The sequence below is a fragment of the Actibacterium mucosum KCTC 23349 genome (genome assembly GCF_000647975.1).
Lineage (GTDB): Bacteria > Pseudomonadota > Alphaproteobacteria > Rhodobacterales > Rhodobacteraceae > Actibacterium > Actibacterium mucosum.
In genome coordinates, this window is the sequence record NZ_JFKE01000004.1 from 88,915 (window position 1) to 111,025 (window position 22,111).

Sequence of the window (22,111 nt, forward strand, 5' to 3'; positions counted from 1 at the left end):
TCATCTTTCTTAGCCAAGCGCCGCGTCATAGGCCGCAACGATGGTTGCGGCGCGTTGGGCAATCTCTGCCGTTGTCAGGCCGGGCGTATATAGGCTGGTTCCCAGCCCGAACCCCGTAGCCCCCGCAGCAAACCACGTGCCAAAATTGTCGGGCCCCGCCCCGCCAACCGCATAGACCGGAGTCTCTGGCGGCAGTACGGCGCGGATGGCTTTGACATAGCTTGGCCCCAACTGAGCAGCCGGGAAAATCTTCAACCCGTCTGCACCGTGCCGCAGCGCGGTGAACGCCTCAGTCGGTGAAAATACGCCGGGATAGGACAGCATTGCGGCCGCCTTCGTGGCGTCAATCACTTCGGGATTGCAATCGGGCGAGACGACCAAACGCCCACCGGCCGCCTTTACGGCGGCCACATCGTCGGCAGTCAACACCGTGCCCGCACCGATCAAGGCGCGATCACCGCAGTTTTCTGCCATGGCGGCAATGCTGCGCAGCGGCTCGGGCGAGTTCAACGGCACCTCGATCTGGTCAATCCCGGCCTCGATCAGCGCTTCTGCGGCTTCAACAGCCTGCGGATGAGTGATGCCACGCAAAATGGCGATAATATTTCGGCTCATGCTGTTGTCTCTTGCATCGTTTCATAAGCGGCGCGCAAACCATTCAACACGCATGTGTTGGCATCGGCCATTTGTGCCACAACCCCTTGCGAGGACAACGCCTCGCGGTAAATCTCAGACAGGGCATCCGCCCCAATCAGAACCACGTTCTGGCCCAACCAATAGGGTCGTGTGGCCATCAATTCCAGCCCGATCAACAGGCCTGACAAACGACCTCGCGCGGCACCGGGTGCCATATCGGCCACCAATGTCGCCGCACGGATGTTGAAAAGTTGCGCGGCCACGGCCTGTGGGCGGCGCATGGCATCTGACAGCCCTTCGGCAAAGGCCCCCGCGTCATGTCCGCCTTTCGCCACGGAATGGCGTAACATGGACTTCTCGGACAGCAGGGCGAACATCTCTCCGGTCATGAAGGTTTGAAAGGTGACGATTTCCTCTGCGCTGATATGCACCCACTTCGTGTGTGTGCCCGGCAGGCAAAGAACGCCATCAAACTTGTTGTTTTCGCTAAGAAAACCCGCGATCTGCGTTTCTTCACCGCGCATCACGTCGGCCGGCTTTGTCTGCTTGACCCCCGGCAGGATGCGCACCTGCAGGCGCGGGTCCGTGCAATCCACCGGCACGGCGTCGTCAAAACCCGGTGGCTTGCACGGCACCGTGTGATAGGCCGCTTCGGCCCAGCCCTGACGCGAGCCGGCCATGCCGCAAACCATCACCGGGATGTGGCCGGATTCAGGCAGGTAGGGACCAACCAGATCCAGCAACGCGCCCTCGAACCCGTCGCGGGTCAGGCTGCCAGCGCCGGTGTGCGCCTCAAGCGACACAAGGGGCTTGGGCCCCGGCCCCATCAGCCAGACACGCAGGTTCGACGTGCCCCAATCGGCCGCGATCCAGGTGATATGTCCCGACCCGTCGGCCATCAGCCCGACACCACCACGCCCGCATCCACCACCATCGACTGCCCGGTCATGCCGCGGCTGGCGTTCGAGGCCAGAAACAGCGTGGGTTCGATCATGTCCTCGGGCGCGAGGGTCTCTTTCAGGCACTGCTTGTCGATATGGGCGGCCAAAGCTTCGGGCGTCACCCACATCTCTTTCTGCTTGTCGGTCAGAACCCAACCCGGCGCCAGCGCGTTCACCCGGATCTTGTCGGGGCCGAACTCGCGCGCCAACCCGCGCGTCATCGCGTTGATGCCGGAATTGCCGGTGATATAGGCCGGATACCCGTCCTGCCCCATCATGTAACTGATCGAGGTGAAGTTCACGATCGACCCGCCGCCCGCGGCTTTCATGCCGTCGATCACCGCCTGACACGCAAAGAAATAGGCCTTTTGGTTGATCGCCATCATCCAGTCCCAGAACTCTTCGGTCACCTCTTCGGTGCTGTGGCGCTTGTCATTGGCGGCGTTGTTGATCAGGGCAGTGACGGGACCATGCGCCGCGCTGGCCTGCGCAATCGCGCCTTGCAGGGCGGCGATATCGGTGATGTCGCAAGGAATGAAAAGCGGCGCCTGGCCGTGCTTGGCCGCCATCGCCGCCACAAATTCGCTGGCATCCGAGCGCTGAACGAAGGCCACCTTGGCCCCTTGCGCCAAAAACCCGTCTGTCAGCGCCGCGCCAATGCCCGAGCCGCCGCCAGTGATGAACACCGATTTGCCGTTCAGGTCGGGGAAGGTTGCGGTCTCGGTCATGTCTCTCTCTCAATTCTTTGGCCCTGCAGCACCCAGATTGTTTCGGGGAAGCGCCACGGCAGGGTCAAACCATGTGTCATCAAATACGCACCCGACACCTCGACCGGCCCGGATTTTAACGCCGGGCTGCCGCGCGACAATTTCACCGCGCTGTCCCGGTTCAAAAGGGTAATGCGATAGCGCGCGTCGCGCTGCAAGCCTGTCAGACGCAAAGGGCGAGGCAAAATTTGGTCGCCAGCGGCTGTTTTGGTCGCAAATACAACGAATTGATCGCCGTTGTTAGACCGCTGCAACTCGGCCGTGACGGACGGGTCGGCGCTTTGCAGGCGCAGAATGTCGCCGGCCAGCATCCAGTCGCGATTGGCCTTCCACCATGTGGTGACCTGCTTCAGGGTCTGCGCTTCGTCCTCGGTCAACTCGCGCGGGTCCATCTCGAACCCCATATGGCGGCTGGCGGCGACCCAGGCGCGCAGCTCCATCGACAGGGTGCGGCCCGAGGTATGGCAGACACGCGGGCCCACATGGCTGCCAGTGACGGCGGCGGGCAGGAACTGCGCGGCCTCGTGCTGAATGCGGGTGCGTTCCAATGCGTCGTTGCTGTCGGACAGCCAGACACGGTGGGTATGGGCCAGAATGCCTGCATCGATCCGGCCGCCGCCCGAGGCGCAGCTTTCAATCTCTACATCGGGATGGGCGTGGCGCAGATCACCCAGCAAGCGATACAGCGCATCGGTTTGCGCCGCGGTTGCGATGGGCAGCACGCGGTTATGGTCCCATTTCAGATAGTCGATGTCGTGCGCGGCAAGCAAAGCGTCCAGCACGCCAAACAGGTGGTCGGCGACGGCCGGGTTGGCCAGATCCAGCACCCGTTGCTGGCGCCCTTCGATCTGATCCGCGGGGCCAAGGATCCAATCGGGATGGGCCCGGGCCAGATCGCTGTTCAGGTTCACCATCTCAGGCTCAACCCACAGGCCAAAACCCATGCCCAGTGCATGAACCGCGTCGATCAAAGGCTTGAGGCCATTGGGGTATTTGCGCGCGTCCACCTGCCAGTCACCCAGCGAGCTGGTGTCATCGTCGCGCCGCCCGAACCAGCCATCATCCAGCACGAACCGCTCGGCCCCCAGCGCGGCGGCGCGCGCGGCGATGTCGGTCAGCTCGGCCAGATCGTGGTCGAAATAGACCGCCTCCCAGCAATTGTAATGCACAGGGCGCGTGGGTGTGGGCCATTGCACGACGTGATCGCGGATATGGCGCTGCATGGCGATGGCGGTGCCGTTGAACCCTTGGTCAGATACGGCAAGGATCAGCGGCGCGGTGCGGAATTTGGTGCCCGCCTGCAGGGTGCCGCTGGCATGGCCCCACTGGATCTGGCGGCGGCCATCGGGCAGTTCCTCGGCCACCATCCGGTGCCCGCCGGACCAGCCGTAATGCATGGAAAACACCCGGCCGGTGTCGTTGGTGGCCCCGGTTTCGGGGAAAAGCGCAAAGGGTGGGTGTTCGTGGCCTGAGCGCCCGGTGCGCGCCTCGCGCATGTGGATACCCGGGCGCCACGGGGTGGACCGGCGCTGAAACTCGCCGATCCAGCGGCCGGCGTAGTCGATGATGTCGGTGGCGTGTTGCGGGCCGGGTAAAACCGGCGCGGCGAGCCAATGCAGCGCCAGGCGCTCTTCAGCTTCGAAAACCGTTTGCGCGGTGATGACATCGCCCGCTGTCGCGATTTCAAATCGCAAGGACAGCCCCAACGCTTCATCGCGGAAATGCAACGCCTCGCCGGTTTCGCGGAATTTGGGGAAGATCGGCGTGTCATCGCGATAGGCCACCAGCCCGGGCTGGCCGGGAAAGCTGCGCGTGTCCTCAGGGCACAGCGACAGGGGCGGGTTCGCGTCCAGCATGCCGCCGGTTACATCGCCCTGCCCGGCCTGCGCCAGCGCCGCCAAATCCTCGCCATGCGGCAGGGCGCTGCTCCAGTAAACCGTCCAAGGAATGCCGCCATCCGAGGCCAGCACCCATGTCTGCCCCGGGGCGTCAAACCGCCATGTCTTCACTTCACAGCCCCCAGCGTGAGGCCCGCGATGAAGTGGCGTTGCATCAGGAAGAACATCAGCACCGGCGGCAGCGCCGCGACGATCGACCCGGCCGAAACCAGGTGCCAGGCCGCCACCCACTGACCGTTCAGCGAGTACAGGCCGGCGGTGATCGGCTGGCTCTCGGCGCCTTGGGTCAGCACCGTCGCCCAGAAATAGTCGTTCCAGATGAAGGTGAAGATCAGCACCGAAAGTGCCGCGATGGCCGGTTTCATCAGCGGGATGACCACGTACCAGAAGATGCGGATCTCGGACACACCCTCAACCCGCGCGGCCTCGATCAGTTCAAACGGCAAGGCGCGGATGAAGTTGCGCATGAAGAGCGTGCAGAACCCGGTTTGGAACGCCACGTGGAACAGCACCAGCCCGGTGGCGGTGTTATAGACCCCCATGTCCAGCGTCAGGTCGCGCACGGGCACCATCAGGATCTGGAAGGGCACAAAGTTGCCTGCCACGAACATAAAGAAGATCAACAGGTTGGACCGGAACTTGTACACGCCCAGGGCAAAGCCCGTCATACAGCTGAGCGCCACCGCCCCGATCACTGTGGGGATTGTCACGCGGAACGAGTTCCACAGGTAATTGCCAAAAGGCGTGTTCTCGAAAATCGCGGTGTAGTTTTCCAGCAGGTTAAAGCTGGTGGGCCAGCCCCAGTAATTGCCTGCCGTGATGTCACCGCCTGAGCGGACCGAGGTCACGGCAACCGCGATCAGCGGCAACAGCCACAGGATCAGCGCGACGGGCAGCGCGACATTGTACAGCGTGCGGGTGGTGGCGCGGGTTTTCTCAATCGGTGTCGGAAACATCTCAGCGCCCCTTCTCGTCCTGGTACATCTTCCACAGGAAGCCGGTGATATAGACCATCATGATCAGGAACAGCACCACGGCGATGGCCGCGCCATAGCCCATGCGGAAGCCGTATTCGCTGAACGCTTGTTCGTACATGTAAAAGGCCAGCACCCGGCTGGAGCCCCACGGGCCGCCATCGGTCATGATCGACACAAGGTCGAACGACCGCAACGCGCCGATCACGGTGACAACCACGGCAATGAAGGTGGCCGGGCGCAGTTGCGGCAGGATCACGTACCACAGCATTTTCACGCCCTTGGCGTTGTCCAGCCGCGCGGCCTCGATCTGTTCGGGGTCCACGGCGTTCAGGCCGGTCAGATAGAGGATCATGCAATAGGCCGTCTGCGGCCACAGGCCCGCGGCGATAATGCCATAGGTGACATAGCGCTCGTCGGCCAGCACCGCGATCGGGTCCAGCCCAATGGCGCCAAGGGCCACGTTCAGCAGGCCAAAGGACGGATCGTAGAACCAGGAAAAGACCAGACCCACCACAACCTGAGAAATCACGAAGGGGAAGAAAAACAGCGACTTATAGATGCGAATGCCGCGCACGGTCTGGTTCAGGAACAAGGCCACGAACAACCCGGCGGGGATGGCCAGCATGTAAAGCACCAGCCAGATCACGTTGTTTTTTAACGAGGTATAGAAGGCCTCGTCATCCATCAGCTCCACGTAATTGCCCATGCCGACATAGGATTTTTCGCCCAGCCCGTCCCATTCGTAAAGCGAGATGCTCATCGACTGAAAGATTGGGAAAATGACGTACAGCGCGAACATCGCGATGCCGGGGGCCAGGAACAGCCAAGGCGCAAGGCGCTGCTGGTTTGCTTTCCAATAGCTCTGCATGAAAGGGGGGCCTTTGGATCAGGGGATGGGCCGGGCAACCCGCAAGGCTGCCCGACCGAAAAGGTTTACTTGTAGACGCGCGCGCGGGTCTTTTCGAGGCGCTCCAGAATGGCGTCCAGACGCTCAGGCTTCACCATGAATTCCTGGAAGCCTTCCATGCCAACCTTGGCCATTTCAGCCGGGGCGTCACGGTCAAAGAACTGCGCGATCCCGCCGGTGGTCGAGCTGAGCATCGAATAGCCGGCCTGCAGGAACTTGTCGTCGCCAACCTGGCTGTCCTTGTTGATCGGCAGCTGGCCCAGCGTGTCGTTGATCGCGGTCTGCACATCGGCGCGCGCCAGGTAGGCCAGGAATTTCTTGGCATCTTCCTTGTTCTTGGCGTTGGCCGGGATGTGGATCGTGTCGGTCGGGGCCTCTTCGGCCAGCGGCACGTCGGGGTTGATGACCGGGAACTGGAAGAAGCCCAGCTGATCATCGGTCAGACCCGCTTCGCGCAGCGGGGCCACGGCAAAGTTGCCCATCACGTACATGGCGGCATCACCCTGCACCATCGGTGCCAGCGCTTCCTGCCAGCTGTAAGCGGCGTGGTTTTCCAGGAAGAAGCCAGCGTCGATCAGCTGTTTCCAGTTGGCCATGGTGGCGCGCACGCGGTCATCGGTCCAGGCAACCTCGCCCTTGGTCAGCGCCATGTGGAAATCATAGCCGTTGGTGCGCAGGTTCAGATAATCAAACACGCCGCCCGCGGTCCACAGGTACTTGGTACCAATGGTGATCGGCGTCACACCGGCGTCGGTCAGCTTGGCGCCGGCCGCGATGAATTCATCCCAGTTGGTGGGCACGTCGATGCCATTGGCCTCGAAGATGTCCTTACGATAGTACACGCCCCACTGATAATAGGTGTAGGGCACACCCCACAGCTTGCCGTCGATGGTCATCGACCCCTTGGCCGAGGCCAACGACTCGTTCAGGCCGTTTTCTTCCCAAACATCATCCACCGGCTCGAACAGGCCCGCGTTGACATAAGGCAGCATGCGGTTGCCTGCATACCAGTTGGCCAGGTCCGGCGCGTCGGCGGTCAGGAAGTTACGGATCGAGGTCTTGTAGCCCTCGTGATCGAACAGGTTCCACGTCACTTTGACATCCGGATTTTCGGCTTCAAAGCCAGCAATCAAAGCTTCGAACGCAGCTTTGGGCGCGGGATCCGAGGTGTCGGTGTTGATCACCAGCTCACCTGCAAACGCCACGCTTGCCAGAAGCGTCGAGGCCGCCATCGCCGAAGCGAGCGGCTTGGAAAATTTAAGCATTTTAGTCCTCCCGATTTGGTTCCAAATATTGAAACCAAGTTTTAACTATTGAAAATACTGACTGCCGAATCTAGGGTTGTCAATAGCTTCCTTGCGGCCAACCGCAGGGAACCAAAGGGACGGAATTGAAATGAGCAAGCCAGCGCGCAGCGACGGAACAGTCGGTAAAGCATTGGAAATATTGGATTTGGTAGCCAGCCTTGGCCGCCCCGTGCGGTTCACCGAATTGCTGGAACAATCCGATCACCCCAAGGCGACGCTGTACCGGTTCCTGCAGACGCTCACGAATCAAAACATGCTCAGCTATGACCCCGACACGCAGACTTATGCGTTGGGCGTGCGGCTGGTGCGGCTGGCGCATGCGGCCTGGGCGCAAAGCTCTCTGGCCCCCGTTGCCCGCCCGTTCATTGACGCCTTGGCGCAGGAAACCGGCGAAACCGTGCACCTTGCGCAGATGGAGGGCGGTCAGGTCCTCTATGTCGACAAGCGCAACGCCGCCAACCCGGTCGAGATGTTCAGCCAGGCCGGCAAGGTTGGGCCCGGCTATTGCACCGGTGTGGGCAAAGCCATCATGGCCTTCATGCCGCAAGACGCGCAGGACCGCGCCCTCAGCCAGCAAGCCTATTACGCGTATACGGGCAACACGCTGAGCAGTGCCGAACGCCTGCGCGGCGAGTTGGAAGAAATCCGCGCCGATGGCATCTCGTATGACCGCGAAGAGCATGAGCCCGGCATCATCTGTATCGCCGCGCCGATCCTGTCTGGTGGCCGCCGCGTGATTGGCGCCTTGTCGATCACGACAACCACCACCCGAAACTCGCTGGACGGTTTGAACACCTTCCGCCCCGCCCTGACAAAAACAGCAAAAGCAATCGGGACAGAAGCCGCAAACTGGCAATTCCCGACACAGAATTAATCCTTTGGAGGAGCCGCATGTCGCGCGTTGAACTGACAAACGTCATTAAGAAGTATGGCGAAACACAGGTGATCCACGGCGTGGATCTGCAGATCGAAGAAGGCGAGTTTTGCGTCTTTGTTGGCCCGTCGGGCTGCGGCAAGTCCACGCTGTTGCGCATGGTGGCAGGGTTGGAGGAAACCACCGGCGGCCAGATTCAGATTGGCGCCCGTGATGTAACCACCGCCGATCCGGCAGAACGTGGCGTGGCCATGGTGTTTCAGACCTACGCCCTCTACCCGCACATGACGGTCGAGGAAAACATGGGGTTCGGCCTGAAGATGAACGGCGTGCCAAAGGATCAGATCGCCGCCAAGGTGGGCGAGGCCAGCCGTATTCTGAAGCTGGACGAATACCTCAAACGCAAACCCAAGGCCCTGTCCGGTGGTCAGCGTCAGCGCGTGGCCATCGGCCGCGCCATTGTCCGCGGCCCCGAGGTGTTTTTGTTCGACGAGCCGCTGTCGAACCTCGATGCCGAGCTGCGCGTGGATATGCGGGTGGAAATCGCCCGCCTGCATTCCGAGATCGGCGCCACGATGATCTATGTGACCCACGACCAGGTCGAGGCGATGACCCTGGCCGACAAGATCGTGGTGCTGCGCGCCGGGTATATCGAGCAGGTCGGCTCGCCCATGGATCTGTACAAAGACCCCGACAACAAATTCGTAGCGGGCTTCATCGGCTCGCCGTCGATGAACTTCCTGAACGGCACAGCCTCGGGCGGCACGGTGACCATTCCGGCGCTTGACGGTATGCAGATCCCCTGCCCGGCCTCGGCCAATGGCGACGTGATCGTTGGCCTGCGCCCGCAGAACCTGAACGTTGTCGCCGCCGACAGCCCCATCAAGGTTGACCTGTCCGAGCAACTGGGCGGCGTGGCCTATGATTATCTGAAAACGCCCACGGGCGAGAAGCTGGTGGTCGAGACAAAGGGCGACGAGGTGATCGCCGCCGGCACATCGGTTCAGGTACAGTTTGACCCGGCCACCGCCTATTTCTTCGACCCCGCAACCGAGGCACGGTTGCGCTAAAGAAACCGGAAACAGCCGCGACACCAAAATTGGACGCTAAAGACCGCGGGGTGGCGACCCAACGGGGGCATTGGGCCGCTTTATGGCGGCAAAGTACCTCTATTGGGTGATCCGCAGTGCAAACGGATGCATAATCGCCAACCCTCTGGGGCGGTCTGGCGATCAGCCGGGCGCCTTCGGCGCTGTTAACCGGCTGGGGTGCGTTTAACCTACAGTGTCACCGTCTCTTTCTTCAGATTGGGTGGTGCGTCGGGGTTGCGGCCCCGGTTCCGCGCCGCCTGCTCCAGCGCCAGATAGGCCACCACCAGCTGCTCCAATCCGGCCAACATCGGGTGGGAGCCATCGTGTGGGCCGATCTCCACAACCGTTGCGCCCAAGGCGCGGGCCTTTTCGGCGGCGTCATCCGACGGGCTCAGTGCGATCACCGGCATGTCCGGCCCGATCACCGCCGCCGGTCCGTGCCAGACCTCAGCCGAGGAATAGCCCGACGCGTGCACTCCGCAGACCTCCAGCATCTTCAGCGCCACCTCCTGCGCGATGCCCAAAACCGGACCACGCCCCACAACGAACGCGCGTCCAGCGGTGGACAACATATCGGCAAGCGCCGCATCGGGCCGCGACATCTGCGCTTGCAAACGCGCAGGCAACCCCGCCAGCGCCTTTAACAATTCAGCATCGCGTGCCCAGTGGCCAATAACCCAAAGGCCCGCCAGAACCGAGTTCACATAGCTTTTGGTCGCCGCAACCGCTTTTTCCGGTCCCGCACGCACGTGCAACACGTCGGTGCCCACCTGTGCCAAAGGACTGTCAGGCGCGTTGGTTAAGACCAACACCGGGGCGCCCCCGCTTGCGAAACCCTTCGTGGCGGCCCCCAAATCCTGACTGCGACCCGACTGGCTGATCGCGATGGCCTGCACTGCACCGCCTTGAGGCGATGCCCCGAACCGCGACACCACCGATGGCCCGACCGAGGCGACCGGACGTCCCGACAAGATTTCGATCACGTATTTCAAGTAGGTCGCCGCATGATCGGATGACCCGCGCGCGATGGTGACAAAAGCCGCCGGATTGCGCTCTGTCCAACGCGCGGCAATGGCGCGAAACTCTTCCTGAACGTCGGGCGCGGACAATCGCGCTGCGGCCTCGGGGATCTCCCCGATCTCGGCCCGCATCAAAGTGGTCAACTGAATTACTCCTGCAATTCTAATATCTTGCTTGTTGTGGCTCAGGCAATGGCGCAATCAGCTTTGCCCCGCCGATACCGCCCACCGCCGCAATCGCGGCCCCGCCGCACGCGTTACCCGCATGCAAACAGTCACGCAGCGATGCACCGCCAAGCCAGGCATCAAGGAACCCGGCGTTGAACGCATCCCCGGCCCCGGTAGCGTCTACGACATCCCGAGGTTCGGCAGGCACCTGCACCTGACCCTCGCCGCGCGCAACGGCCATGGCTCCATCGCCGCCCTGCTTGACCACCGTCAATGGCGCCGGGGTTGCGGACAAGCCAGCGGCTTGTAACCGTTGCATTTCAGTGGCCGAGGGCAAGAACAGGTCCAACTGGGCAATCAGGGCGGCTGCATCGGCGGGCAACGTATCCTCCCACCCGCAGTCGGATGAAATGGACATGCCCGTTTCGCGCGCAAACCCGATCAGCTCGGGGTGTTCCGCCAGTGTGTGCAATTCGCCCACATGCAAGTGCCCCATCCCCCCGACCTGCCCGGCATCAGGCAGCAGCGCCGAGGGCCCGGCACGTTTGGTCAAAAAGGCGCGATCATCTCCACCGGTCATCGCCACGGTCAGTTGCGGGCCCGTGTCCGTGGTCAGCTTGCACATCTCCGTACCGACGCCTGCCGCGCTGATCTGCTCGATCATCACGCCCGAAAGCGGCCCAAAAGACAGTCCCGTAGCCAACTCGGCCTGCCGTCCCAACGCAGAAAGATAGGCCGCTGTAATAAACGCGCCACCGCCTGGACAGATCTGCAGGCCATCGGCAAACACCTCGGTCCCCAGGCTGGGCAGGCGCGGCATGTCGTAAAACAACAGGTCGGCATAGACCCGCCCGGCGCACAGAACACCCGGCTTATGCGCGCGCGCCGTCACCGCACCGCCTGTCCGCTGGCGGCATCAAAAACATGCACATTGGCCGGATCAGCGCCCAGTTGCACCGTCTCGCCCACTTCGGGCGGGGTGCGGCCATCGGCGCGCGCGATGATCTCGCCCGAGGGTGTGTCGACATAGATCAGCGTCTCGGAGCCAAGCGGCTCGCGCAGGATCACCTTGCCGGCCGTCACCGCCTGCCCGCCGCTCAGCATCAGGTCATCGGGCCGCACGCCCAGCACCAGATCGGCGCCATCGGGCCCGTTGGTGGCAAAGGTGCCCGAGGGCAATGCGATACCCCCGCCGGTTCCCTTGCCCGTCAGCATGTTCATCGCCGGGGCCCCGATAAAGGTGGCCACGAACATGTTGGCGGGGCTGTGATACACCTCGGCCGGGGTGCCGACCTGTTGGATATGGCCGTCTTTCATGATCACGATGCGGTCGGCCATTGTCATCGCCTCGACCTGGTCATGGGTTACGAAAATGATCGTGTTGCCAACGCGTTGGTGCAGTTTCTTGATCTCAAGCCGCATCTGCGTGCGCAGTTGCGCGTCGAGGTTCGACAGCGGTTCGTCGAACAGGAACACCGCCGGGTCGCGCACCATGGCCCGGCCGATGGCCACCCGCTGACGCTGGCCACCCGACAGTTGATTGGGTTTCCGCTCCAACAGCGGCGTCATGTCCAAAATCTCGGCCACCTCGTTGATCCGCGCGTCTTTCTGCGCGCGTGGCAGTTTCGAGGTGCGCAGGCCAAACCCGATATTCTTGCGCACCGTCATATGCGGATAGATGGCGTAGTTCTGAAACACCATCGCGATGTCGCGATCCTTGGGTTCCAGGTTGTTGACCGTGCGCCCGGCGATCTCGATCTCGCCCGACGTGGTATCCTCCAGCCCCGCGATCAGGCGCAGCGTGGTGGATTTGCCGCAGCCCGAGGGGCCGACGAACACCACGAACTCGCCATCGGCAACGTCCAGGTTGATGCCATGCAACACCTCGGTTTTGTCATAGGTTTTGACAAGGTTTCGGAGGGCAAGATTGGCCATGGGTCAGCTCTTCTTCAGGTCGGTGAAGGCGCGGGCCAGCTGGTCCTGCGCGGTTGCATAGCGGGTGGTGCGGGTGGCGGCGGCGGCAGTCAGCGCGTCCAACTCGGCGCCGTATTCTTGCAGCGCTGCGCGCAGCGCGTGGGGGGCGGGCCCGCCGGGGCGGTTGCGCCGTGCGATGAATGTTTCGGGGGATGTGGCATCGGCGAAAGCCGCGTCGCTTAGTGAACTGTCGCGGCCTGCCACATCGCGGAACGCCGCCGCGAAGGCGGCAAAACCGTGGCCCAGCGGCTGCCCGGCGGCAATCACCGCGCGGGCGGTTTTGGCCGCCACCTCGTGGGCCTGCCGAAAGGTCAGCCCGTCATCTCGCACCAGCGTATCGGCCAGCTCGGTCACCGTCACGCAGGCGGCATCGGCATTGGCGCGCACGCGGGCGCCATTGACCGAACAGGCGGGCAGAAACGCGGTCAGCAAGGCAATCACCCGCCCGCCGCTGTCAAAAGCGGCATAGCCGGCCTGCTGCACCTCGCCCTCGCTGTCATTCATGTCGGTAAACGGCGTGTTGTGCATCACGTTCACCACCATGTCGCAGCGGCCCACCGTGGCGCTGGCCAGGTGGCGCATATGTTCGATCGGCACCGGGTTGCGCTTTTGCGGCATGATCGAGCTGATCTGAACCAGCGCGTTGGGCACGTAAAGCTGCCCCACCTCAAAACTGGACCAGAACGCCATATCCTGCACCACGCGGCCCAGATGCAAAAACACCAGCTTGATCGCGGAATACAGCCCCGTGACATAATCGACCGAGGCGATGCAGCCATAGGAATTGAGGAGCGGGCCGGAAAACCCGAGAAGGTCGGCCACACGGCCCCGGTCGATGGGAAAACCCGACGTTGTGATCGCCGCAGCCCCCATCGGGCAATGGTCGATCCCGTCAATGGCGGCGTTCAGCCGCGCCATGTCGCGCAAAAGCACCTCGATCATAGCGGCCAGGTAGTGGCCAAACGTGCTGGGCTGGGCCGGCTGGCCATGGGTATAGGCCACGATCAGGGTGTCGGCCTCGTCCGCTGCCTTGGCGATCAGCGCTTGGGTCAGAGTGGCCAGCGCGGCCTGCAACGCCTCGGCCCGGGTCCGCAGCGCCAGTTTGAACATGGTGTGGTCCATGTCATTGCGCGACCGGGCGGTGTGCAGCGCCCCGCCCAGATCGCCCAACCGCGCTTTCAGCTCGGCCTCGACCAGAAAGAAATAGTCTTCGTGCTCGCCCGTATAGGTCAGGCTGGCGATGTCGGTTTCGGCCTCAATCGCGCCCAGCGCCCCGGCAATGGCCGCCGCGTCTTCGGCGCCCAGAATGCCGGTTTCGGCCAGCATCACCAGATGCGCGCGGTTGATCGCCATCATGTGGCCCGCGTAATGGGTTTTCACCCCCTCAAACAGCGGCGCCAGCACCGTCTCCATATAGGCGGGATCGGGGAAAACAGAGGTATCGGTCATGCCGCCAGCCCCGCGCGCACCGGGTCGGTGTCATAGGTGACCAGTTCGATATGATTGCCCGCCGGGTCAAGGAAATTGAACGTCATCGCCATGCCGTAATCATGTAGCCCCTCGCGCGTCAGCGGTTTGCCGTCATAGCCTTCCAGATCGGCATGGGGCAAAAGCCGCGCAAACGCCAAAAACGCCTGTGGACCCAGATGGAAAGCCACGGTTCTGTCGCCCCCTTCCGGCCGATCCCCCACAAAGAGAGAGATCACGTGAACCCCGTTCGCCGTGGCCAGAAACACCGGATGATCATCGGGCGGGTTATCCTGCCGCCATTTGCCGTATTCGCGCATGCCCAGCACGCGCGTGTACCAGCCGATGGCCGCAGCGCGGTCGCGCACGTAAAGATGCACATGGTCCAGTCGATCGGGCTTAACCAAGCTCATCCCTTCAACCCCGCCATAACCACGCCGCGGATGATGAACCGCTGGAAGATCAGGAAGACAATCAGGGTGGGGATGGTCGAGATCGCCGCCCCGGTCATGATCAGTTCCCACTGCACATCGGCCTCGTCGCCGAAGGTCGAAAGCCCCACCGGCAGCGTGTACATCTCGACCGAGTTGGTGACGATCAGCGGCCAGATAAACGCCGTCCAGTTGCCCAGGAACACAAAGATCGCCAAAGCCGCCAGCGCCGGTTTCACCAGCGGCATCGCCACCGTCCACCAGATCTGCAACTCGTTCAGCCCGTCGATCCGCGCGGCCTCGATGAAATCATCGGGCACGGTTTCAAAGAACTGCTTCATCAGGAAGGTTCCGAACGCCGTCATCAGCCCGGGGAACATGATGCCCCATGTGGTGTCCAGCCAGCCGAACTGCTGGCTCATCAGATACCACGGGATCACCAGCATCTCGGTCGGGATCATCAGCGTCGAAAGGATCGCGATGAAGACGATATAGCGGCCGGGAAAGCGGAACTTGCACAGGGTATAGCCCACAAGGCTGTCGAACAGCACGTTCGACAAGGTGGTGATCGTGGCAATGATCATCGAGTTCAGGAACCACATGTAGAACCGCCCATCCTCCAGCACGAAGGTATAGTTCTCGATGGTTGGTTCCTTGGGGATCAGGTTGACGTCATAGATCTCGTGCGGCCATTTCAATGAGGTCGAGATCATATAGGCAATCGGCATCACCATCGCCACGCCGCCGATGAACAGGATCAGCCAGCGCAGGATCTGCCCCATATTGGCCGAGCGCCGCTGCGCCGTGCCGGAAAACAGCGTCTCGGTGCTGGCGCGGATATTGTCGGTGGCGGCCATCAGCGGTCTCTCAGAATGCGCAGCTGAATCAGGGAAACGATCAGCAGGATCAGGAACAAAACGACGGTCTGTGCCGAGGCATAGCCCATGTCGAAAGCGTTGAATGCGGTGTCATAGATCATCAGAACCAACGGCTTGGTAGAGTTCAGCGGCCCGCCGGGGTCGTTCGACGTCATGTTGAACACATGGTCGAAAATCCGCAGGAACCCGATGGACGAGAACACCACGATAAAGACGATGGTCGGTTTCAACAGCGGGATGGTGATCTCGAACAGCACGGTCCACCACGGCACCCCGTCGATGCGCGCGGCCTCGTAGTAGCTGCGCGGGATGGCGCGCAGGCCGGCCATGAAGATGATGATCTGAAAGCCCAGACCAGCCCAGACCGCCGGTGCCAGGATCGATGGCAGCGCGTTGGTGGTCGACCGCAGAAACTCGATCTGCGGGATGCCGGCGGCGGCCAGGTAATTGTTGAACAGACCCACCGGCACAGGCTGGTAAAACCCGCGCCACACCCATGCCATCGCCACGGCGCTGGTCATAAAGGGCAGGAAATAGAGCATGCGGATAAAGCCGTGCATGAACCGCACGCGGTCAAGGTGATAGGCAATGATGAACGAGATCACCAGGCTGACCGGCGTTCCGATCAGCAGATAGACAAAGGTGTTCTTGAAGACCTTCCAGAACACCTCGTCCTGCATCAGCTTGGCGTAATTGTCCAAACCTGCCCAGGTGCGGTCGCCCAGCAGGTTCCAGTTCTGCAACGAGATCAGCATCGCATTGCCCGTGGGATAGAACCGGATCACCACATAAAACAGCACCGGGATGGCCAGGAACGCCCAGGCCCAAACGATCTGTTTCTGCCGGATTGTCAGGTTGCGATACATGCCTGTCGCCCTTGCTGCCTTTTGGTTGGGAAACGGGCCCCGCTTGGGGGCCCGCATCCGATCAGTTCGAGGCGTAGTAGTCGTCGAGCAGTTTCTGCTCGGCCTCGGCTGCCACGGCGATGGCATCGGTGGCCGCCTGGCCCTCGATATCCATGCGCTGCACCATGTCCATCAGGATCTGGCGCTGGCCAGATTCATTGGCAAACTTGGTGGTGTTGGCATAGGCCAGCCCGCGAATGAAAGGACCAAAGACCGGGTTATTGGCGTTGCTATCGGTCAGGCCAACCGACGGTTTCGCTGGCAGCTCACCCACCACGTCCAGCCAGATCTGCATGGCCTCGTCCGAGGTCACGTATTGCATGAACTTCACCGCGGCGTCGTATTTCTCGCCCTCGGCCTTGGTGGTGATCGCGTTCACCCAGTAAGACGAATAGTTGAACCGTTCGCCGGCCGCATTGGCGGGCAGTTCGGTTACGCCCCATTTCAGGCCGCGCGTCTTGTTCAGGCTGCCGATCCGGAACGAGCCGTCGATATGCATGCCCGCGCGGCCCGCCTTAAACGCCGCTTGCGGTTCGTCCATAAAGCCAAAGGCGGTGACCTTGTGGTCATTGGCCAGGCCCGTGTAGAACTCGATCGCTTTCACGCCCGCGTCTGAATTGTAGTTCACGGTGTGATAGTCATCCAGATAGGGCTCGCCGCCCATCTGACGCACCAGAACCTCGCGGAACCAATGGTGGTCCTGCGCGTTCATACCGGCGGTGATGCCCACCTGCGTCAGGTTCCCGGCGCCGTCAGCCTTGGTCAGCTTCTTGGCGATCTCGATCATCTCGTCCAGCGTTTCGGGCGGGCTGTCGATACCCGCCTCGTCAAACAGACGCTCGTTATAGAACAGCGCCAGCGAGCGCACGGCAGTGGGCAGTGCCCAGTAATTGTCGCCCTCGCGCATCGCGCCAACCATCGGGAAGAAGTCGGCCGACACTTGATCAGCCGGGAACGCATCCGTCGGCAGCGGCTGGATCAGCTGCGCCGCCTTGTAATCGTTCAGCCAGCCGTAAAACAGCTGCACCACGTCAGGCCCCTCGCCCGCCGGAATGGCCGCGGCCACCTTGGTGCGGTAATCGGCATAGGGGAAATGGGTCATCTTGACCGTGATATCGGGGTTCGCGGCCTCGAAGTTTTCGATCAGCTGCTCCATCGCGGCAACACGCGCGTCAAAGAAATACTGCCAATACTCAATCTCGACAGCATTTGCCGCCGAACCTGCAAAGGCTGCGATCGATGCCGCAGCACCCAACAGCCAGCTTTTCATACCAAATTTCGCCATTGTCGGTCTCCCTGTGTCGTCTTGGCCAAGACATTTTCGGAATCTGTTGTGCAGGGCACTTGCGGCCCCTGTTCCCCATCGTTAACTCAAGTTAGTTGAATTATCAAGCTAGTTGAGTTAACCCGGAAACATGACCACCAAAACCCTCCACCCCGCCGGTGCAAATCCCGGCCGATCGCGCAGCCATAACCGGCAGATGGTGCTGGGCCATGTGCGCCGCGCGGGCCAGATTGGCCGGGCCGAGATCGCCCGCGCCTCGGGTCTCAGCACGCAAGCCGTGTCGAACATCATTGCCGACCTTGCGGGGGACGGGCTGTTGTTGGAGGGCGAGCGTGTCTCCAGCGGGCGCGGCCTTCCCGCGGTGCAATACTCGCTGAACCCTGCCGGAGGGTATGCGCTGGGGGTCGAGATACGGCCCGACGTTTTGTTGGTGGCGCTGTTGGACCTGAACGGTGATACTGTCTTTTCCCGCCGCACACCGCTGGTTGATACCCGGCCCGAAGAAGTCACCGCGCAAATCCTGACCTTGCGCAAGGCCGCACTGACCCATGCGGGCGGAGATCCCGCGCGGCTGATGGGCGCCGGTATCGTGATGCCCGGCCCCTTTGGCACCGCCAGCGCCGCGCAAAAAGGCCTCGAATTGCCGGAATGGAGCGACATAGACGCCAACCTGTGGTTCACCACCGCGCTGGACCTGCCGGTTTTTGTCGAAAACGACGCCAACGCCGCCGCCATGGCCGAACGCAATGGCGGCGCGGGTGAAGGGGTGTCGCATTACGCCTATCTGTATTTTGGCGCGGGTCTGGGCCTTGGCATCGTCACCAATGGCCAGCTGATGCAGGGCGCCTTTGGCAATGCCGGCGAGATCGGCCATATCACCGTGCCCAGCGGCAACGGCGCCGTGGTTCTGGAACAGGCCGTCAGCCGCCTGTCTCTGCAGGCACATCTGGCCGAAAACGGCATCGCCGCCGCCACCAGCGACGCGCTGGCACAGCTTTACGATGCCTCGGACCCCCACCTGATGGGCTGGCTGAACCAGGCCGCCGAACCGTTGACCCACGCCATCACCACGATCGAGAACCTGTGCGACCCGCAGACCATCATCCTGGGCGGGGCGATGCCCGATCAGATCCTCGACCACCTGATTGTCGCTTGCGCGCTGTCTGACCGCTCGGTCTCGAATCGTGACGAACGGGAACTGCCGCGCCTGATGCGCGGACGCTCGGGCCGGATGTCGGCCACCCAGGGCGCCGCTGCACTGGTCTTGAACCACTCTTTCACGCCCCGCCTGACCCCGCATTAACCCGGAACGCTGCCATGCCCCTTACTGCTCCTGACCGCATCGCCGAACAACGCCGCCAGCCGCGCCTGATCCAGCTGTGGTTTGCCCTGCAACCGCTGAAATCCACCCTGCGTTTCCTGCATTCCGGCGCGCATCCGGATGACGAGATCTCTGGCCTGATGGCGGCGCTGACCTTCCGCGACGGGATCTCGACGGCCTATGTCTGCTCCACCCGCGGCGAAGGCGGCCAGAACGATATCGGCACCGAAGCGACCGAGGTTCTGGGCGCCCTGCGCACCGCCGAGATGGAGCGCGCCTGCGACGTGCTGGACATGCGCATGTATTGGCTGGGTGACGGGCCGGACGATCCGATCTTCGATTTCGGCTTTTCCAAAAGCGGCGACGAGACGCTGGGTTATTGGCAATCCGACCACACGCTGGCCCGCTTCGTGCAGGTGGTGCGGACCGAGAAACCCGATATCCTGTGCCCCACATTCCTCGATGTGCCCGGCCAGCACGGCCACCACCGCGCCATGACACAGATGGCCCATCGCGTCATGTCCGCCGCCGCCGATCCCGGTTTTGACAGCAACCTGCCGCCCTGGCAGATCGGCAAACTCTACCTGCCGGCCTTCTCCGGCGCCGGTCAAACCTATGACGACGATCTGCCGCCGCCGCCCGCCACCCTGACCATCCCCGGCCAAACGCCCGACCCGGTGACGGGTTGGAGCTATGATCAGATCGGCCAGCACTCGCGCGCCTATCACCGCACCCAGGCCATGGGCCATTGGGTGCCCGCCGGGGCCGAACGCGACTGGCCGCTGCACCTGGCCGAAAGCCACGTGGCCGGCCCCGATCTGGACCTGACCTCGGGCCTGCCCGCCACACTTCGCGCCTTTGCCGATGCCGCCGGCCCCGATCTGGGCGCCAAGCTGACCGCCGCGCAGGACGCGCTGGATTTCGCCGCCACCGATTTCCCCAATACCGATGCCATCCTGCGCCACGCCACCGAGGCGCTGCGCCTGATCCGCGAGGTCACGGCCGCCTGCCCTGACGCATTGGCGCCCCAACTGATGCACCGCCTGTCGCTGAAAGAGCGCCAACTGGCCCGCGTCCTCTACCTGGCGTCCAGCGCGGAGGTCCGGGCACGGACCGACAAGCGGTGGCTGACCCCGGGCGACACCGCCGACGTAACGCTGGAGACCCGCGACGGCACCACCGACGCGCTGACCACGCGGCTGGACCTGCCTGCGGGTTGGGAACAATCCGGCCCCCACACCCTCGCCACAACCGCCCAGGCCGCGCCGCGCGATGGCTACCGCATGACCTATGATCCGCTGAACCCGCCGGCCCCGCGCCTGCGGGTGGATTGCGCGGTGAACGGCGTTCACGCCACAACGTTGCTGCCCTTCGAAGACCCGCCTGCCATGCTGCCCGCGCGACAGGCCGACCTGTCGCCGGATGCGCAGGTGCTGAACCTTGCCCAGCCAAACCGCGACCTGTCGATCCAGCTGCAAAACCAGTTCCCCACCGACGCCACCCCGGCGCTGACCCTGCCCGAGGGTTGGACTGCTGAGGCCACCGGGACAGGCTTTGACATCACCGCGCCGCCGGATCTGCCCGCCGGCATCTACACCCTGCCCCTGACGCTGGGCGGCCACCCGGCCCAAACCGCCCGGCCCATCGCCTATCCGCATATCGCCCCCACGCTCGCCTTGGCCCCGGCGCAACTGCGCGTCTGCGCGGTGGATGTCGCCCTGCCCCGGGCCCGCGTCGCCTATGTGGGCGGCGGCAATGACCGGGTGGATCACTGGTTGGGCGCTATCGGCGCCGATGTCACCGCGCTGGGGGATGAAGATCTGGCCCAGCCTAACCCGCTGGCCGGGTTCGACACGCTGGTGATCGGCATCTTTGCCATCCGGTTCCGCCCGTCGCTGGCCGTGATCCTGCCCGCGATCCACGAATGGGTACGCGCCGGGGGCAACCTGGTGACGCTTTATCACCGCCCGTGGGACAATTGGCACCCCGACACCACCCCACCCGCGCGCCTGCAGGTGGGCCAGCCCTCGCTGCGCTGGCGCGTCACCGACCAGACCGCCGCCGTCACCCATCTGATCCCCGATCACCCGATCCTGACCGGCCCCAACCCCATCGGCCCCGCCGATTGGGAGGGCTGGCATAAAGAGCGTGGCCTCTATTTCGCCAGCGATTGGGACGCGGCCTATCAGCCGCTGTTGGAAATGGCCGATCCGGGCGAGGCCCCCCATCGCGGCGCCCTGCTGGCCGCGCGTATCGGCGCCGGGCAGCATGTCCACTGCGCCCTGATCCTGCATCACCAGATGGAGAAGCTGACCCCCGGCGCCTTCCGTCTGATGGCCAACCTGATCACCCCCCCGCGCCCATGACCAACCTGCCGCCGCGCAACAACCTTGCCGGCGGGGCCTGGTTGATTGCCGATATGTCGCTGAACATCTGGGCCTTGTCGATCGTCAAGGCGATGGGGGCGGATATCCCGGCCGCGCAGGTGGTGTTTCTGCGCGCCAGCGTCGGGCTGATCCTGATCCTGCCGTGGATCCTGCGGTCGCGCGCCCAGTTCGCGCAGATCGAGCATCTGCCGCTGCAACTGGCCCGCGTCGCACTGTCATCGATCACCCTGACGGCCAGCTTCTTTGCCATTGCGCGCATGCCGCTGGCGCTGTTCACCGCCATCGGGTTCACCCGGCCGATGGTCACGATGCTGATGGCGGCGCTGTTTCTGCGCGAGACCATCCTGGGTCGGCACTGGATCGCGGCGCTGGTGGCGCTGATTGGCGTTCTGGTCGCGGTGCGCCCGTCCGAGCTGACCGTGCCGGCGCTGGCGCTGGCGGCGCAGGTGCTGGTGGTGGTGACCTCGTCGGCGGTCGTCATCCTGACCCGCCGCCTGCGCGCCGCGCCGCCGGTGGTGATGATGGCGTTTTATACCGGCGGGCTGGCGCTTTGCACCGCCGGGCCCGCCGCGTGGTCGTGGCAGCCGCTGACCGGGGGCACATTGCTGCCGCTGCTGGCCGTTGGCGTCTTTGCGCAGGCCGCGCAGTTCTGCTTTCTGCGCGCGCAGTTCTGGGGGGACGCGGCGGTGCTGTCGGTGCTGAGCTATCTGAGCATGGTGTTTTCCGGCGCTATCGGATTCTTCATCTTTGGCGAAGTGCTTAAACCCCATGTGTTGCTGGGGGCGGCGCTGGTGATCGGTGCGGCGCTGTCACTGACCTTGTCGCGCCCCAGCAAGCCCCGCGCGGGGATCCGCTGACCGCGCGGTCAAACCGAGGGA

Annotated in this window: 20 protein-coding genes; 5 read left to right on the forward strand and 15 right to left on the reverse strand. The window is 63.2% G+C overall.

Annotation, left to right across the window (positions count from 1 at the left end; genetic code table 11):
- Positions 1-9: 9 nt before the first annotated feature.
- The 7 genes from ACMU_RS09735 to ACMU_RS09765 all read right to left on the reverse strand — a co-directional run bounded on the left by ACMU_RS09735 (position 10) and on the right by ACMU_RS09765 (position 7,391).
- Positions 10-615 (reverse strand): 2-dehydro-3-deoxy-6-phosphogalactonate aldolase, encoded by a 606-nt coding sequence (locus ACMU_RS09735; RefSeq protein WP_035259064.1) that lies wholly within the window; start codon positions 613-615, stop codon positions 10-12.
- Entirely contained in the window at positions 612-1,535 is a 924-nt protein-coding gene (locus tag ACMU_RS09740) for a 2-dehydro-3-deoxygalactonokinase (RefSeq protein WP_035259066.1), read from the reverse strand. Before ACMU_RS09740 ends, ACMU_RS09735 begins: the two co-directional genes overlap by 4 nt.
- Entirely contained in the window at positions 1,535-2,305 is a 771-nt protein-coding gene (locus tag ACMU_RS09745; RefSeq protein WP_035259068.1) for an SDR family NAD(P)-dependent oxidoreductase, read from the reverse strand. The genes ACMU_RS09740 and ACMU_RS09745 overlap by 1 nt, the downstream gene beginning before the upstream one ends.
- Complete coding sequence (locus ACMU_RS09750; RefSeq protein ID WP_035259070.1) at positions 2,302-4,353, reverse strand: alpha-galactosidase; 2,052 nt, start codon at positions 4,351-4,353, stop codon at positions 2,302-2,304. Before ACMU_RS09750 ends, ACMU_RS09745 begins: the two co-directional genes overlap by 4 nt.
- Positions 4,350-5,198 carry a carbohydrate ABC transporter permease gene (locus ACMU_RS09755; protein WP_035259072.1) on the reverse strand — a complete coding sequence of 283 codons (849 nt, stop codon included), beginning with the start codon at positions 5,196-5,198 and terminating at the stop codon, positions 4,350-4,352. Before ACMU_RS09755 ends, ACMU_RS09750 begins: the two co-directional genes overlap by 4 nt.
- Position 5,199: 1 nt before the next feature.
- Positions 5,200-6,087: a carbohydrate ABC transporter permease gene (locus tag ACMU_RS09760; protein ID WP_035259074.1), complete on the reverse strand. Its 888-nt coding sequence runs from the start codon at positions 6,085-6,087 to the stop codon at positions 5,200-5,202.
- 65 nt (positions 6,088-6,152) lie between these two features.
- Positions 6,153-7,391 (reverse strand): ABC transporter substrate-binding protein, encoded by a 1,239-nt coding sequence (locus ACMU_RS09765; protein ID WP_035259076.1) that lies wholly within the window; start codon positions 7,389-7,391, stop codon positions 6,153-6,155.
- 130 nt (positions 7,392-7,521) lie between these two features.
- On the opposite strand from ACMU_RS09765, the gene ACMU_RS09770 reads away from it, so the two are divergent.
- Both ACMU_RS09770 and ACMU_RS09775 read left to right on the forward strand, forming a co-directional pair.
- Positions 7,522-8,307, forward strand: coding sequence for an IclR family transcriptional regulator (locus ACMU_RS09770; RefSeq protein WP_035259078.1), 786 nt, complete (start codon positions 7,522-7,524; stop codon positions 8,305-8,307).
- 17 nt (positions 8,308-8,324) lie between these two features.
- A complete protein-coding gene (locus ACMU_RS09775) occupies positions 8,325-9,377 on the forward strand; it encodes an ABC transporter ATP-binding protein (RefSeq protein ID WP_035259080.1) in 1,053 nt (350 codons plus the stop codon).
- 209 nt (positions 9,378-9,586) lie between these two features.
- Here the strand turns inward: ACMU_RS09775 and ACMU_RS09780 are convergent, their stop codons facing one another.
- From ACMU_RS09780 to ACMU_RS09815, 8 genes are all read right to left on the reverse strand, one after another.
- Positions 9,587-10,561, reverse strand: coding sequence for an SIS domain-containing protein (locus ACMU_RS09780; RefSeq protein WP_152544576.1), 975 nt, complete (start codon positions 10,559-10,561; stop codon positions 9,587-9,589).
- Positions 10,562-10,580: 19 nt separating this feature from the next.
- Positions 10,581-11,477 carry a carbohydrate kinase family protein gene (locus ACMU_RS09785; protein ID WP_035259083.1) on the reverse strand — a complete coding sequence of 299 codons (897 nt, stop codon included), beginning with the start codon at positions 11,475-11,477 and terminating at the stop codon, positions 10,581-10,583.
- Positions 11,474-12,520: an ABC transporter ATP-binding protein gene (locus ACMU_RS09790; RefSeq protein WP_035259085.1), complete on the reverse strand. Its 1,047-nt coding sequence runs from the start codon at positions 12,518-12,520 to the stop codon at positions 11,474-11,476. The genes ACMU_RS09785 and ACMU_RS09790 overlap by 4 nt, the downstream gene beginning before the upstream one ends.
- 3 nt (positions 12,521-12,523) lie before the next feature.
- Positions 12,524-14,008 (reverse strand): argininosuccinate lyase, encoded by a 1,485-nt coding sequence (argH, locus tag ACMU_RS09795; protein ID WP_051588235.1) that lies wholly within the window; start codon positions 14,006-14,008, stop codon positions 12,524-12,526.
- Positions 14,005-14,439 carry a VOC family protein gene (locus ACMU_RS09800; RefSeq protein ID WP_035259087.1) on the reverse strand — a complete coding sequence of 145 codons (435 nt, stop codon included), beginning with the start codon at positions 14,437-14,439 and terminating at the stop codon, positions 14,005-14,007. The genes argH and ACMU_RS09800 overlap by 4 nt, the downstream gene beginning before the upstream one ends.
- Positions 14,436-15,314, reverse strand: coding sequence for a carbohydrate ABC transporter permease (locus tag ACMU_RS09805; protein ID WP_035259088.1), 879 nt, complete (start codon positions 15,312-15,314; stop codon positions 14,436-14,438). Before ACMU_RS09805 ends, ACMU_RS09800 begins: the two co-directional genes overlap by 4 nt.
- Entirely contained in the window at positions 15,314-16,201 is an 888-nt protein-coding gene (locus ACMU_RS09810) for a carbohydrate ABC transporter permease (RefSeq protein ID WP_035259091.1), read from the reverse strand. Before ACMU_RS09810 ends, ACMU_RS09805 begins: the two co-directional genes overlap by 1 nt.
- Before the next feature lie 61 nt (positions 16,202-16,262).
- On the reverse strand, positions 16,263-17,525 hold the full coding sequence (locus tag ACMU_RS09815) for an extracellular solute-binding protein (RefSeq protein WP_081805477.1): 1,263 nt from the start codon (positions 17,523-17,525) through the stop codon (positions 16,263-16,265).
- A gap of 130 nt (positions 17,526-17,655) precedes the next feature.
- On the opposite strand from ACMU_RS09815, the gene ACMU_RS09820 reads away from it, so the two are divergent.
- The 3 genes from ACMU_RS09820 to ACMU_RS09830 are packed head-to-tail and all read left to right on the forward strand — an operon-like array spanning position 17,656 to position 22,090.
- The gene (locus ACMU_RS09820) at positions 17,656-18,828 is read left to right on the forward strand and encodes an ROK family transcriptional regulator (protein ID WP_035259093.1); all 1,173 of its coding nucleotides are present in this window, start codon (positions 17,656-17,658) and stop codon (positions 18,826-18,828) included.
- A gap of 14 nt (positions 18,829-18,842) precedes the next feature.
- Positions 18,843-21,212, forward strand: a complete 2,370-nt coding sequence (locus ACMU_RS09825; RefSeq protein ID WP_035259095.1) for a PIG-L family deacetylase — start codon at positions 18,843-18,845, stop codon at positions 21,210-21,212.
- Positions 21,209-22,090: a DMT family transporter gene (locus ACMU_RS09830; protein WP_035259097.1), complete on the forward strand. Its 882-nt coding sequence runs from the start codon at positions 21,209-21,211 to the stop codon at positions 22,088-22,090. The genes ACMU_RS09825 and ACMU_RS09830 overlap by 4 nt, the downstream gene beginning before the upstream one ends.
- Positions 22,091-22,111 lie beyond the last annotated feature (21 nt).

What these genes read in the sequence shown, in the direction of transcription:
- ACMU_RS09735 (WP_035259064.1), bottom strand. Translation starts at nt 615, where the DNA reads ATGAGCCGAAATATTATCGCCATTTTGCGTGGCATCACTCATCCGCAG.
- ACMU_RS09740 (WP_035259066.1), bottom strand. Translation starts at nt 1,535, where the DNA reads ATGGCCGACGGGTCGGGACATATCACCTGGATCGCGGCCGATTGGGGC.
- ACMU_RS09745 (WP_035259068.1), bottom strand. Translation starts at nt 2,305, where the DNA reads ATGACCGAGACCGCAACCTTCCCCGACCTGAACGGCAAATCGGTGTTC.
- ACMU_RS09755 (WP_035259072.1), bottom strand. Translation starts at nt 5,198, where the DNA reads ATGTTTCCGACACCGATTGAGAAAACCCGCGCCACCACCCGCACGCTG.
- ACMU_RS09760 (WP_035259074.1), bottom strand. Translation starts at nt 6,087, where the DNA reads ATGCAGAGCTATTGGAAAGCAAACCAGCAGCGCCTTGCGCCTTGGCTG.
- ACMU_RS09765 (WP_035259076.1), bottom strand. Translation starts at nt 7,391, where the DNA reads ATGCTTAAATTTTCCAAGCCGCTCGCTTCGGCGATGGCGGCCTCGACG.
- ACMU_RS09770 (WP_035259078.1), top strand. Translation starts at nt 7,522, where the DNA reads ATGAGCAAGCCAGCGCGCAGCGACGGAACAGTCGGTAAAGCATTGGAA.
- ACMU_RS09775 (WP_035259080.1), top strand. Translation starts at nt 8,325, where the DNA reads ATGTCGCGCGTTGAACTGACAAACGTCATTAAGAAGTATGGCGAAACA.
- ACMU_RS09790 (WP_035259085.1), bottom strand. Translation starts at nt 12,520, where the DNA reads ATGGCCAATCTTGCCCTCCGAAACCTTGTCAAAACCTATGACAAAACC.
- argH (WP_051588235.1), bottom strand. Translation starts at nt 14,008, where the DNA reads ATGACCGATACCTCTGTTTTCCCCGATCCCGCCTATATGGAGACGGTG.
- ACMU_RS09800 (WP_035259087.1), bottom strand. Translation starts at nt 14,439, where the DNA reads ATGAGCTTGGTTAAGCCCGATCGACTGGACCATGTGCATCTTTACGTG.
- ACMU_RS09805 (WP_035259088.1), bottom strand. Translation starts at nt 15,314, where the DNA reads ATGGCCGCCACCGACAATATCCGCGCCAGCACCGAGACGCTGTTTTCC.
- ACMU_RS09810 (WP_035259091.1), bottom strand. Translation starts at nt 16,201, where the DNA reads ATGTATCGCAACCTGACAATCCGGCAGAAACAGATCGTTTGGGCCTGG.
- ACMU_RS09815 (WP_081805477.1), bottom strand. Translation starts at nt 17,525, where the DNA reads ATGGCGAAATTTGGTATGAAAAGCTGGCTGTTGGGTGCTGCGGCATCG.
- ACMU_RS09820 (WP_035259093.1), top strand. Translation starts at nt 17,656, where the DNA reads ATGACCACCAAAACCCTCCACCCCGCCGGTGCAAATCCCGGCCGATCG.
- ACMU_RS09825 (WP_035259095.1), top strand. Translation starts at nt 18,843, where the DNA reads ATGCCCCTTACTGCTCCTGACCGCATCGCCGAACAACGCCGCCAGCCG.
- ACMU_RS09830 (WP_035259097.1), top strand. Translation starts at nt 21,209, where the DNA reads ATGACCAACCTGCCGCCGCGCAACAACCTTGCCGGCGGGGCCTGGTTG.